This is a genomic window from Acinetobacter sp. 1124_18A (genome assembly GCF_052824995.1).
This window is the reverse complement of record NZ_VTDF01000001.1, coordinates 782,613-794,994: the sequence shown is the minus strand read 5'-3', so window position 1 is coordinate 794,994 and position 12,382 is coordinate 782,613. Positions and strand designations below refer to the sequence as shown.

The window sequence follows — 12,382 nt, the reverse complement described above, 5'->3', positions numbered from 1 at the left end:
TTTATTTCCTAAAGTTATAAATTAGTTATAAGGAGCAAGCGGGATCTGATTTCTGACAATCTCTAAAGCATCAATTGCAGCATCAATTTCTTCATCTGTATTCGCTGCAGTGATAGTAAATCTAAGCATTGATTGCTTAATTGGAGCATTTGGGAAAACAGCCGGTGTTATTAAAATTCCACAATTCCATAAAATTTTAGATGCCTCAATTACATCCGCAATTGTTCCGATCTCAACACTTACTAATGGGAAGTAATTCTCATGTTTCGCAACCAATCCAACTTGTTCTATACCAGTAATAAATCTTTTTGTTAAATCATAAAGACGCTTACGGATCTGATCACCTTCCAGACTTTGTGATATTTCCAGTCCAGTAAGGGCACTTGAAAGACTTGCTGTAGGACATGGTCCAGAATTCATAAATGTAGATGCAGTAGCAAAATTTTCTAGTTCACTTACACTTCTACATGTAACAAAAGCAGCAAGTGAAGAAAAAGCTTTCGACAATCCAGCCACATAAATCACATTTTCGTTTCTAATATCAATTTTATATTTCTTTAATAAACCGCCTCCACCAATTCCATATGGATTAGTTTCACTAGGAGAATGCCCCCAAAGCCCAAAACCATGAGCATCATCTATATATAAAGTTACTTTAGGGCAACTTTTTATAAGTTCTATTATTTCTGGCAGGCATGCGTCCAGACCTGTCATTGAATATACCCCATCAATACAAACAAGGATTTGCTCATATTCTTGGCTATTATTAAGTTCGCTTCTCAATGCATTAATATCATTGTGGGCAAAGAATTTTTTGTGGGCTCCTTTAGCACATGCTAAGTCCACACCTTCTTGAACAGACTTATGCACACGCTCATCCATTAAAAAAAGTGTATTTGAAGTAGCTAATAGAGGTAAAATCCCCATATGAATTAAAGTTATCGTTGGAAAAACAAGAACTTCAGGAACATCCATTACTTCGGATATTTTTTGTTCCAGCTCCTTATAAAGCTGTGGAGACGCTATTGCTCTAGACCAACTTGGGTGAGTCCCCCATTTTAATAAATCACTTGAAATCCTTTCAAAAATCCTTTGATCTAAATCAAGGCCCAGATAGTTTGCTGATGCGAAATCATATACAATTTTATCTTTTATTCTGAGTTTACGCCCTTCTTGCTCAGTTACATCATTATAAAAATGAGGGATTTCCTTTGTTACGTAACGATGGAGATCTGTAATATTTAGTTTTAAAGAGTCTTGGCCCTCCTGAGTACCCGCCTCTTTATTAATTAGATTCAACAAGTCCATCAAACTATTGACATATGAATATTCATCAGGATTAATTGAAATTTTTAAACGACGCTCAATAAATACTAATAACTCAACTTGATTTAGAGAATCTAAACCCAAGTCACCACTTAGGCTCATATTAATATTAATATCTGAAATAACTTTTCTTTTATTATCAACACAAAATTCATTATATAACTTTAGAATGTCAAGTTCTCCAAGCTTTAATGAAGATAATCCAATATTGTCTTTAGTTATATTTTCTGACAACTCTTCTTTAACAAGAGATTCTACGTTCATGAAAGCACCAATTTATATATAAAATTAATTTTAATGAATAACAAAATGTAATAAACAACTATTTTAAAGTTAATTATTCGAATCTTTATTCGAGGCGCATAATATCAATCAAAACTAAAACAATACAGACCATTCCGCATATTTTTAGATCAAATAAGATTTTTCAATACCAAATACTGTAACAAAATATTTCATAAAAATATTTTTCAAACATTAATTTATTGATATTTAAAGAATTTAAAAAAATATTATTTATGTATATTTTTTAAACAATAAAAAATTTAGAAGAATTTCTTAAAAAATTCCATTATTCAGAGTCCATTTCAGCTATAGATATTAAATTAGTTTTTAAAAATAAGATCCCGACCTATCAATATCTTAAAAATCAGTCAACAGTAAATACATATAACAAATTCAATTTAAATCAATAAAACAAAATTTTAAATATTTTAAAAAAGCAAAAAATTTATAATAAAATGAATTACCAAATTAACTTACCAACACAATAAAAATTTAATTTATTTAAACGATACGAAAAAAATTACACCAATTTATTTTTAAATTTTACATACTCTTAATAAATGACTTTTACTTGGTTTTAGTGTATTATAGATAATAATTTAACATTCATATAGTTAGCAACAAACATGAACTCTTCCAAAGAAATCTCTATATTAAGTATATCTACAGATTTATTTGAAAAGAATAATTTCATGTCTATAGGAATTGACCGACTGATTAGTGAGTCTAATGTTGCCAAAACAACATTTTATAGATACTTCCCTTCTAAAGAGATCTTAATTGAAAAAGTACTTGAACGAAAAAAATTATACCTAATTTATTCATTAGAAGAGGTCATGAAAGAGAAAATTGAACCTTTAGAAAAATTACAAGAATTGTTTTTATGGTTTAGCTCTTGGTTTACTAGCCATGAATTTCATGGCTGCATTTTCATGAAAGCCCAAGAAGAATTTCCAAACAACTTAAATCTCAGGAAAATTAGCATATCGTATAAACAATGGTTAGAAGATGAAGTTGAAAATATCTTTAATAAAACTGGATTAAGAGATTCTAGAAAACTAGCTTCACTATTTGTAATTATTTTAGATGGACTCACTGTAAAGGCAAACTTAGGGAATATTACCTACGAAGATATTCACAACTCATGGAAATTAATTATATCCTTCTCGAATCAATAATTTAAAAAAGATGTTTGAGATTAGTGGTCTCACTAAAGCTTTATCACGAAACGAAGCCACTAAAGCTAGAGATATCAATTTTCATATTTATATTCTGGCTCATGAAATTTAAATTTACACCAAGTAGCATTATCAAAAATGTTTATAGTAGGTAGATCTTCAGTCATCTAGATCATTAAGGACTCCTCTTATAAATTGTGACTTTGTTTTTAGTTCAAGTATCTTTTTAGCAATACAGACATCATATTTATGTAAAAAAATTTCAAAATCTGGGTATTTATCTACAATATCCTTAAGGAAGATTTGCTCAATATTGTTTCTCTGTAATAATTTCTCGATTATACCTTGCTCTTCAATGAGTACCTCCTTAATTTTCTCATGCTGAATCTTTTCTTTATGAACTTTAAGTCGAGGAGCCTCACTATATCTATATATCCTATTGTTCTCATCTTTCCTTTCACGCTTTAAATATTTGCACTCAACCAAAATAGCTAGCCCTCTGTAGACTAACTGGCGGTCCCGATTGCCAATTTTTTTTCTTTTATCAAAAATGGCTTGGACGAAATCATTTGCTCTCCAATTCAATATTTCTTTACTTTCGAGGATTGCAAAAAATTCATGGTAAAAGGGTAAAGTCAGTTTAGACATACAGATATAAGATCAACAATTGAAATAGAAAATGGGTATTGGACTACTTAGCCAAAGTATAGATAAGCCTAGGAAAATACTGGTCTCTCCTAGGCTTTATTAAGGTTTAAATCGAAGTAAATTAACGATATGTCCGAATTAAATTATTTTCCAAGTAACGATTGGTATAATTATTTTCAAACCAACGCATCATATCTGGGCCAAAGTAAATATTGGTGTATATACGGCTATCAACTCCAATTGCTGAGATGGTTTGCCAAGAACGAGTCATAATCGCAACTGGACTACCCTTTTTATCAAATTCAATTAGAGCTGGATCTACATCATAACGATTAGATGCACCATTAAAGGCTATAATCGCTTGTCTTAAATTATTATTCAGTGATGCATTTACATCTTTCTTATATAAACGAACTTCATTACCTCTAGCTAATGCTTGTTCGATAAAAAGTTGTGCAGCCAAGTCTTTTTCTGAAACATACATACCATTATTAATCTTACGATTTGCTTCTGAAAAATTAGCTTGGTGTGTAACGTACTTTTCTAGAAATATAGCATCAAAAGTTCTTTTCTCTAATTTGTACTTATCCTTTAATAAAGCTGAATTTAAAGTGATAACGTTATTACTTCCATGGGAAGAAAGTACCAAGAATTTATTGCGAATATTCTCATCAGGCATATCGTTCCAGACCTTGACTGTGCCATTACTCACCCACCCATCATAAGCTTGAACACCTTTAGAAATCGTTTTTACGGTTGAATTTGCAGCTTCTTGCATTTGTTGACAACCACCTAAAGTCAAACTAAAAAAGGTAATTATACTTAATGGAATCTTGCTCATTTTTAATTCGCTTACAATATTAAAAATGAGGATTATAATCCGTGGACTATTAAACCGCAAAAAATAATAGTTCTATTCTTTAAGTGAATAGAATTTATGCAAGATTTATCTATAAAAATTGGACAATTAATTCGTAAAAAACGTAAAGAGAAAGAAATCAGTCAAGAGAAATTGGCATTACTCTGCAATATAGATCGCAGTTATCTAGGCAGAATTGAAAGAGGTGAGGTCAATATTACGATATTAAAACTATATGAAATCTCTAATATCCTAGAAACTAATCCTAAAGAGTTGTTACCTGATAGTTAATGTAAATTTTTTAACTGAGTTTAAAGCGATATTTATTAATCCTTCTCTGCAAATAGTGCTTCAATTTCATCCCAATCAGGTAAAATATGCTTCTTTTGCACGACTTCAAACTGTAATCCAACCTCATCCAGTATACGTTCAAAGATATCAAACGACCCTGTAAAACGGCCATTCTCAATTTCAGATATGGTTGTTTTATTAATTCTAGTTAATTGAGAAAGTTTCTGTTGCGTATAGCCTTTGCTTTTCCTTGCGGCTCTTACCTTTTTTCCTATCTCATCTCTACGTGCCATTTACTCTTCCAAAAATGTTAGCTATATGGCTAATATAATATGAAAAATGCTTAAAGTTAGCTATATAGCTAACTTTACATGGTCTATTGATCTATCTCACCGAGTGCTCTCTAGAAAATTGGAATGAACCTTTCAAAAGAATTAGTTTTTAAATCTGTTGATGATTACACTCATCAATCGCTTTACAAGAGAATAGACTATGTTTACTCGTTACCTCTCCCATTCTAAAGGGCATATTTTTGTCGTAGGTGATATCCACGGTTGTTATTCTCTTCTAATGCAAAAATTAGGTGAACACAATTTTGACTTTGATAATGATCTACTCATTTCAGTGGGCGATATAATAGATAAAGGTCCTGAAAATATCGATTGTCTAACTCTTATCAACCAACCATGGTTCACTATGATTCGGGGAAATCATGAGGAAATGTGTATCTTAGGTAAAACTGATCTTAGAATTCGGGATATACACTTAAGGAATGGTGGTGAATGGTTCTACTCATTACCTCAAAATAAACAATTAGAAATTTCTACAACCTTTTCTCAACTTCCAATTCTTATAGAGCTAAAAATCTGTAGCAAAAAAATTGGTTTTGTTCATGCAGATATAGATTCAAATGACTGGGAATTGTTTAAGAAAGACGTTGAGCAAGGTAATTATCAAATATCTGGACTACAGTCTTCTTATCAAAAAGCTTTGTGGGGGCGAGATCGTATTCGCCACTATAGTGAGCACCATGAAACTATCCGGAATATAGATGAAGTCTATCTAGGGCACACAATAGTAAAAGAACCAGTCCAATTGGATAATTGTTTTTATATCGACATAGGTTCTTTTTGGAGTAAAGATTTATATATAAAAAAACTAATTTGAACAAATGTTAGTGAATAAAAGTATAAAGCTATTAAGAAAAATTATATGAGGTAATACCATACAAATTTTAATTTTAAAAAAGTTATTGTATATTTAGTTTCAACTCTGGATAAAAATTCGTTCAGCTTGGCTCACAAAAAAACTAATGGGTGAAATTCACCCATTAGTTTTATATATTGAACTTTAGATATATAAATAAAATATTTTAAGCCATTGATAATTAAAAATATAAATTAAATTTATATATTTCCTACTAATAATAATTTATTGAGCATTTAAATGTTGGTCAGGAAAAACTCTAAAACGTTTTGAATAAAACAATAGTTTATATATAAGCATAAAAATCTATATAGATATTGTCTATATGGTGCATTAAGAAAGGAATGACCATGTAGATGTACTTTACCGTACCAGATATTGTTTCTGACATTCTTGACTTAGTTCCTCCCCAAATTCAACCCATTGCCCATGCGATTCGTGTCTGCAATGACGAAGATACTCATTTCATCACTAAACTGTAGACGTAGTTAGATATTAATTACTAAATATAATTATTACTAGATTATAAAAGTTAATAAAATATTTATTTATAAATATTAAATTCAAATATAAAATTATTAACTCTAACAATAAAATATTTATTTATAAATATTAAATTAATATTTTACTTTATTAATCTCGATATTATTTTAATATTAAAAATACATAATAAAGCATTGCAAACGCTAAAAATAACAACTAGGATAATCCAAAATTAATTCTTATTACTCTTATTATGAAGACAGTAAAGCAGGTGAAAGATGAGTTTGAAAAAGGTAATGTAAAAATATCTGACTGGTGTTTAAAACATAACTTTTCTCGCGATCTCGTCTATAGAGTTTTAAATACAAACCGCTTACCTAAACGTGGTGAAAGTTTACGTATTGCTCAAAAATTAGGGTTAATTGATAATGAAACAGAAGAGAGTTAATAAAATGTGTACATAAAAAAACGGACTCATAAAGAGTCCGTTCCAAGTTGTAATCAAAGACTACCACTTCGTCGAACATTTAGTATGTCTTGATTACAGCGAACAGTCAATACTTGGGTAAAATTTTCACTTACTCAAAGCATAATTTCGTCTTTAATATCAGGCCAATCTAAAATGACTAATACCAATAGTTATATATCCAATAAATTAAGTCAACTAAATTCAAATTTAATTCATAATATAGATGCTGCTTTTAAAAAAGAAGCACACTTCTCATCTGAACTAGTTGGTATAAGAAAAGTTAAGTCTAGACCCGGTATTAGGACATTTTTATTTCCAAGTAAAAAAAATTCAGGTTTAATCGCCTTAGAAAGTAGTCTAGAACTTGCACATGCAATTAATTTAGAACGTAATTCTGATATTATTGAGTATCGGACACAAGCAATAAAGTTATTCATTTCTGAACAAAATTATATAATTCCAGATTTTATAGTAAAAAAAATGAATAGTATTGAAGTACATGAAGTTAAAGCGCATATTAATATGCTTTCAAATGAAAGACGTTTACGTTTTGAATTAGCTGAAAAAGAATTAAAAAAATATTCGATTTCATTAAAAATTTATGATGCAAGAAAACTACCCAAAAGAAAAGATTCTCAAATTTTAAACATGCATTATCAGCGTGCAAATTTCAAATCTTTTTCACCTGAAGAACTTCAGTTTGCTCGTATTTTATTAAAAGAAAATCAAATCAAAAATAAGAATGATCTAACTCTAATTTTAGAAAATAATAATCTCTCCCCTCTTTTGGCTGATTACTTTATTTTTTATGAAAATTTCTTAGGAGATAAATAATGAAAAATAATTTCAATATAAATATTGGCGATAGATTTACCTTAAATTATCAAAACTTTGAAATTTGCCATATCGATCAGCAGTCAATTAGGTTTGCAAATATTGATAGTTCTTCAATGCATTTTATAACTTATGATGATTTAATTTCTAAAATATCCTCCAAAGAAATTGCATATAATTCACTTTATATCAATAAGTTACATAAAAACTTTAGAGCTCCAATTGAAGATATATGCAAATATTTAAATTATATCTTCGAGAATAATATTAATTGTTCTAAAATAAAGTTAAGAATAGCAATCAAGCAAATTTCTATTCTTCACCCTGAAATTAAAATAATTTCTGACAGTACTCTTGCTCGATATATAAAAATATATCGAGACAATTTCTCAAGTTATGATCCTTTTTATACTAAATCAAGTGGTAATAAATCTTTAAGATATCCGATTTATATTGAAAGTATAATTAATGAGGTATTACTAGAAATAATTAAGGAAAAAGAATATTTTACTGCAATAGATGCTCATCTTGAAATAAAAGGTAAAATTTTAAAGATAGATAAATATGCAAAAATTCCAAGTTTAAGAACAATTTATAGAAGATTGGAACGATTTGATCCATATCTAAAAATAAGAAATAAAAAAGGAAAAATTTTAGCAGATAAATTATTTAAATCATCTGGTCAATCATTAATATCGCCAGGACTAATGTCCATTGTAGAAATTGATACCCAACAAGTTGACTGTATAATAGTTGATGAAAATGGTTCAACATTGGGAACACCATGGATTTGTATAATAATTGAGGTATATACAAGAGCAATTGTAGGTTGGCATATTTGCATGCTTGCCCCGTGCTCAATCAAAACCATTCATGCACTAAAATCTATGATTTGCGCTCCGTCCAGAGGAAAAATGGGCGGTATTCCTACACATATTATTCCTGATAACGGAGTAGAATTTAAAAACAATACAATAGATAATTTCTGTAATACTTTTAATATTACAAAATGCGAGTCTGAATCTTATAAACCGGATAATAAACCGCATATTGAACGTTTTTTTTTGACTTTGAATCATAATGTTTACCATAAATTAAGAGGTACAACTCAATCCTCTTATGAGAAAAGAGGTGAATATAATTCAGAAAAATTAGCTTGTTATACATTAAATGAAATTTCTGAATTTACAGAAGATTTTATAGAAAATATTTATCATAGATCAATTCATTCTGCTACAGGAGAACGTCCCGCTTCACATTGGAAAAAAGCTGAAAAATACTGTGCACCGCTATATGTTTCTGAAATTGAAGCAGAACAAAAATGCAGGCATGTATACCGCTATAAAATTAATAAAGGTCAAATAAATTTTAAAGGTTTAAGATATAAATCACATGCTTTAGCAACTTTAGGATATAAATTTAAAGAAAAAGTAACAATTTATGTTGATCATATGGATTTAAGTCATATTTTTATTCAAGACCCGTACGATAGTTCAAATATAATTAGAGCTGATTCTATTTTAAAAGAATATACCGAAAATATGTCTTTAGATGAATATCTTGAAGCCAAGGAAGAATTAAAAAAATATTATAAAACTGATATTAATGAAATTAAAAATGAAAATCTATTATTTTTAGCAAGATTACTTTTTGTACAAAAAACTAGAGGAGAGTCTAAACGAAAAAGAAGACACAAAAAAATTGATGATGAGTTATTGAACCACAATATTAATACGCTCGCCATAACACAAAAGTTAATACCGGAAGAAGCTAATAAATTATCAACTTTTGAAAGAATTGAAACACACTCTACCCTTTTGCAAAGTTATGAAAGCAACTATGAGGTAATTAACTTTGATGAATAATATTGAAAAACTATTAAAATTTAAAAATTTTATTAGTAACTATGAAGAGTTTTCTTTTGCTCTAAATGGTATAACGGAATGTATGAATATCAGTATAGCAAACAATAAACCTATTTGTTCTTTACTTTTGGGAGCCGGAGGTGTGGGTAAATCTACAATAGGCCTTGTTTTGAAGAATAGAAACAAACCATACACTGAATTAAAAAATGGTTTTGAGAAACAATGTATACCCGTATTCTATTTACCTGTACCTTCTCCAATCACAATTAAGAGCCTCACGATTCGGATGCTTGAAGAACTTGGCTGTAATGATCAAAAAGGAACAAGTGAGCAATTAAATTATAGATTACGCGTTTTACTTAAAGAATGCGAAACACGTTTGATATTACTAGATGAATTCCATCATATTTACAGTACTACTGCAAAGAAAAATCGAACATCTGAAAACGTTGCAAACTGGATAAAAACTCTCGCTGATGAAAGTAAAATTTCAATATGTTTAATCGGATTACCAGATTTACAATCTAATCTTTTTTTAGACACGCAACTAGCTAGAAGATTTTCTCATGTTTTCACCCTATCTCCACTCTCATTAAATCAAAAAGATAAAGATACTCCTTCCACATTAATTATTTTTTTAATTCAATTAGAAAAGTTTTTAAGTGATCAATTTAAGCTAACAATTTCACCTTCATTATTTTCAGTTGAGTTATCTAAAAGAATCTTTTTAGCAACTTCAGGATATCAGGCTTATGTCACTGAACTTGTTTATCATAGTTGTTTAAATGCCTTGAGTGAAAACAGAATAACAATCAATTTACTTGACTTTGATCATGCTTACTCTAAAAAAGGAATTCTTTATAAGCCATTAACAAAAAAGAATATTTTCTATTTAACAAACACTGAAATTTCTAATTTAATGTAGTTATACCTTATGAAATTACCTCATACACCTATTGCCTTCGAAGATGAATTTATCGGTAGTATTATATTAAGACTATCACAAATTAACGGATATCAAAGTCCTAAACAAATGTTGAATAATCATGGCATTAAGGTTTCAGACGAGAATTTAGAATTTATCTTTACAAATAAAAGTAAAGTTTCTCAAATAATTGATATCTTCGATTTACAACCTAATTATGCTTCTCTTGTTTTCAACATGAGTTCAAATAGAATGCAAATTAAATATAAATCTGCACAATTTATCTCACGTGAATTAATTTGCTTAAAGCTTGATAAATTTTGTCCTATTTGTTTAGAAGAACACTTATACTGGAAAAAACAATGGACATTAATACCAATTTTTGTGTGTTCAGTTCATAATATTTATCTAATTAGTCAATGCCCATCCTGTAGATCACAGTTAAAAACAAATCGTACTTTTTTACATATATGTAGTAATTGTGAATTTGACCTACGAAAAAGTAAAACTATTGCTGCCTGTTCTGAAATTACGCATTATACCAATTGGCTTTTAAATACTGTAGAAAACAATATAGAAAATATTTTTAATGAATTCCAAGGCATTTGGATTCTTCTTTCAACTTATTATAATAAACTAAACTTACCTATTAACTTTAATATAACCTTAACTCTTAGTTATCTTTATTTAGAAAATAGGCATGTTTTTTTTGAAAAAATAATTAGTTTAATAAAAGAAAATTTATGTTACACATTTCCACGTATACAGCTTCTTCCTTTTCTAAGAAGCACTCCTACCTTTAGTAAACTTGCTAAAGATATTTTAATTGAATTTGATGAGCCAAAATCACTTTCTACTATCGGAGTAGATCAACAATTAAATATGAGTGAAGTCTATACTATTCTTAACATCTCACCATATAAAGTAAATAAATTAATTTCATTAAATAAGAATATTTTTGATAAGTATCATAAAAATAAAAAATTTATTTTCTCAATTAAACTAATTGAAGAATTATTATTGAGTGGAAAACTTCCATCAGATTCTCAAAAATCATTTCATAATCCACCACTTTTTAATGACCAATCGGATCTCTATTTCGATGCCAATCAAATCAGTAAAATTCTTGAAGTAGATATTAAAGTAGCAACCAGATTTTTGAAGCATCCCTATCTCGGTATCTCAAGAAAAATTATTAATTACAAGACTAAATACTGTATATCAAAAAAAATTCTTTCAAATTTTAATGAAAATTTTATTTTAGTAGAAAAGTTAGCATTAACTTTTCAAGAAACTCGAACAATTTTAATATCTAAGCTTAGCTTACTTGATATTCATCCTGCTGCTCAAAGCAACTCATATGCTATATTTTATAAAAAGTCGGATATTGAAAATATAACTCTAAGTATTATTAATACCCTCCCTCATAATCAAACAAGAAAAACTCATAGAAAAAATTTTAGAATAACTTCAAGGGCGTATTACTCATCTACAGATGCTGCTGAAATAATAGGTATTCAAGTAAAGGAACTAGAACAACTTATTGAAAGTAATTTCATATTAGCTATTGATAAAAATAAAAGGCCTCTGAAAATTCTAAAAAATAGTCTTGATAACTTTTTACAAATTAAAAATGATCCTTCACTTATTGATCTTAAAATTATTTTGAAAGAATTAAACTTCACATATGATCAGTTTATTGAAACTTGGGTAAAAGCAAAATTTGCAAAAATTATAAATTTAGGTTTTTGGCAATTTATAGCAATCGAACAGTTTCATCACATACAAGACATTCATGAAAACTTTTATACGCTTTCTGAAGCTTGTAATTTTATGAAGCTCACAATAGATGCCCTACAAACTTTAGAAGAACAGGAATTTATTTCATCTTGCTTATTTGGCAACAAGTATTTTTCTATAAAAATGTTTAATAAGAGTGACCTACACTCTTATTTCTTTCGTAAAATGTTTTATTAAATTTATTAAAAAAAATCCTAACTTTTATGTCATTTA

Annotated in this window: 13 protein-coding genes; 9 read left to right on the top strand and 4 right to left on the bottom strand. The window is 28.6% G+C overall.

What is annotated here, in order from left to right; genetic code table 11:
* Positions 1-21: 21 nt before the first annotated feature.
* Complete coding sequence (locus FY048_RS03870; RefSeq protein WP_446090194.1) at positions 22-1,590, bottom strand: aminotransferase class I/II-fold pyridoxal phosphate-dependent enzyme; 1,569 nt, start codon at positions 1,588-1,590, stop codon at positions 22-24.
* A 647-nt stretch (positions 1,591-2,237) separates the two neighbouring features.
* On the opposite strand from FY048_RS03870, the gene FY048_RS03865 reads away from it, so the two are divergent.
* Complete coding sequence (locus FY048_RS03865) at positions 2,238-2,789, top strand: TetR/AcrR family transcriptional regulator (protein WP_446090193.1); 552 nt, start codon at positions 2,238-2,240, stop codon at positions 2,787-2,789.
* A gap of 159 nt (positions 2,790-2,948) precedes the next feature.
* On the opposite strand, the gene FY048_RS03860 is transcribed toward FY048_RS03865, so the two are convergent.
* Positions 2,949-3,437, bottom strand: coding sequence for a hypothetical protein (locus FY048_RS03860; protein WP_446090192.1), 489 nt, complete (start codon positions 3,435-3,437; stop codon positions 2,949-2,951).
* 121 nt (positions 3,438-3,558) lie between these two features.
* Positions 3,559-4,278: a hypothetical protein gene (locus FY048_RS03855; RefSeq protein ID WP_446090191.1), complete on the bottom strand. Its 720-nt coding sequence runs from the start codon at positions 4,276-4,278 to the stop codon at positions 3,559-3,561.
* 96 nt (positions 4,279-4,374) lie between these two features.
* On the opposite strand from FY048_RS03855, the gene FY048_RS03850 reads away from it, so the two are divergent.
* Entirely contained in the window at positions 4,375-4,587 is a 213-nt protein-coding gene (locus tag FY048_RS03850; protein WP_130172543.1) for a helix-turn-helix domain-containing protein, read from the top strand.
* 35 nt (positions 4,588-4,622) lie between these two features.
* Here the strand turns inward: FY048_RS03850 and FY048_RS03845 are convergent, their stop codons facing one another.
* Positions 4,623-4,880 carry a helix-turn-helix domain-containing protein gene (locus FY048_RS03845; protein WP_446090190.1) on the bottom strand — a complete coding sequence of 86 codons (258 nt, stop codon included), beginning with the start codon at positions 4,878-4,880 and terminating at the stop codon, positions 4,623-4,625.
* A 199-nt stretch (positions 4,881-5,079) separates the two neighbouring features.
* On the opposite strand from FY048_RS03845, the gene FY048_RS03840 reads away from it, so the two are divergent.
* The 7 genes from FY048_RS03840 to FY048_RS03810 all read left to right on the top strand — a co-directional run bounded on the left by FY048_RS03840 (position 5,080) and on the right by FY048_RS03810 (position 12,346).
* Entirely contained in the window at positions 5,080-5,754 is a 675-nt protein-coding gene (locus tag FY048_RS03840; RefSeq protein ID WP_446090189.1) for a metallophosphoesterase, read from the top strand.
* Between the two features lie 395 nt (positions 5,755-6,149).
* Positions 6,150-6,275: a hypothetical protein gene (locus FY048_RS03835; protein WP_446090188.1), complete on the top strand. Its 126-nt coding sequence runs from the start codon at positions 6,150-6,152 to the stop codon at positions 6,273-6,275.
* 254 nt (positions 6,276-6,529) lie between these two features.
* On the top strand, positions 6,530-6,724 hold the full coding sequence (locus FY048_RS03830) for a DNA-binding protein (protein WP_446090187.1): 195 nt from the start codon (positions 6,530-6,532) through the stop codon (positions 6,722-6,724).
* A gap of 174 nt (positions 6,725-6,898) precedes the next feature.
* A complete protein-coding gene (locus tag FY048_RS03825; RefSeq protein WP_446090186.1) occupies positions 6,899-7,579 on the top strand; it encodes a hypothetical protein in 681 nt (226 codons plus the stop codon).
* Positions 7,579-9,444, top strand: coding sequence for a Mu transposase C-terminal domain-containing protein (locus tag FY048_RS03820; protein ID WP_446090185.1), 1,866 nt, complete (start codon positions 7,579-7,581; stop codon positions 9,442-9,444). The genes FY048_RS03825 and FY048_RS03820 overlap by 1 nt, the downstream gene beginning before the upstream one ends.
* On the top strand, positions 9,437-10,369 hold the full coding sequence (locus FY048_RS03815) for a TniB family NTP-binding protein (RefSeq protein WP_446090184.1): 933 nt from the start codon (positions 9,437-9,439) through the stop codon (positions 10,367-10,369). The genes FY048_RS03820 and FY048_RS03815 overlap by 8 nt, the downstream gene beginning before the upstream one ends.
* 9 nt (positions 10,370-10,378) lie before the next feature.
* Positions 10,379-12,346, top strand: coding sequence for a TniQ family protein (locus tag FY048_RS03810; RefSeq protein ID WP_446090183.1), 1,968 nt, complete (start codon positions 10,379-10,381; stop codon positions 12,344-12,346).
* The last annotated feature ends 36 nt before the right edge of the window (positions 12,347-12,382 follow it).

What these genes read in the sequence shown, in the direction of transcription:
- FY048_RS03810 (WP_446090183.1), top strand. Translation starts at nt 10,379, where the DNA reads ATGAAATTACCTCATACACCTATTGCCTTCGAAGATGAATTTATCGGT.
- FY048_RS03830 (WP_446090187.1), top strand. Translation starts at nt 6,530, where the DNA reads ATGAAGACAGTAAAGCAGGTGAAAGATGAGTTTGAAAAAGGTAATGTA.
- FY048_RS03840 (WP_446090189.1), top strand. Translation starts at nt 5,080, where the DNA reads ATGTTTACTCGTTACCTCTCCCATTCTAAAGGGCATATTTTTGTCGTA.
- FY048_RS03865 (WP_446090193.1), top strand. Translation starts at nt 2,238, where the DNA reads ATGAACTCTTCCAAAGAAATCTCTATATTAAGTATATCTACAGATTTA.
- FY048_RS03825 (WP_446090186.1), top strand. Translation starts at nt 6,899, where the DNA reads ATGACTAATACCAATAGTTATATATCCAATAAATTAAGTCAACTAAAT.
- FY048_RS03815 (WP_446090184.1), top strand. Translation starts at nt 9,437, where the DNA reads ATGAATAATATTGAAAAACTATTAAAATTTAAAAATTTTATTAGTAAC.
- FY048_RS03820 (WP_446090185.1), top strand. Translation starts at nt 7,579, where the DNA reads ATGAAAAATAATTTCAATATAAATATTGGCGATAGATTTACCTTAAAT.
- FY048_RS03860 (WP_446090192.1), bottom strand. Translation starts at nt 3,437, where the DNA reads ATGTCTAAACTGACTTTACCCTTTTACCATGAATTTTTTGCAATCCTC.
- FY048_RS03855 (WP_446090191.1), bottom strand. Translation starts at nt 4,278, where the DNA reads ATGAGCAAGATTCCATTAAGTATAATTACCTTTTTTAGTTTGACTTTA.
- FY048_RS03835 (WP_446090188.1), top strand. Translation starts at nt 6,150, where the DNA reads ATGTACTTTACCGTACCAGATATTGTTTCTGACATTCTTGACTTAGTT.
- FY048_RS03850 (WP_130172543.1), top strand. Translation starts at nt 4,375, where the DNA reads ATGCAAGATTTATCTATAAAAATTGGACAATTAATTCGTAAAAAACGT.
- FY048_RS03845 (WP_446090190.1), bottom strand. Translation starts at nt 4,880, where the DNA reads ATGGCACGTAGAGATGAGATAGGAAAAAAGGTAAGAGCCGCAAGGAAA.
- FY048_RS03870 (WP_446090194.1), bottom strand. Translation starts at nt 1,590, where the DNA reads ATGAACGTAGAATCTCTTGTTAAAGAAGAGTTGTCAGAAAATATAACT.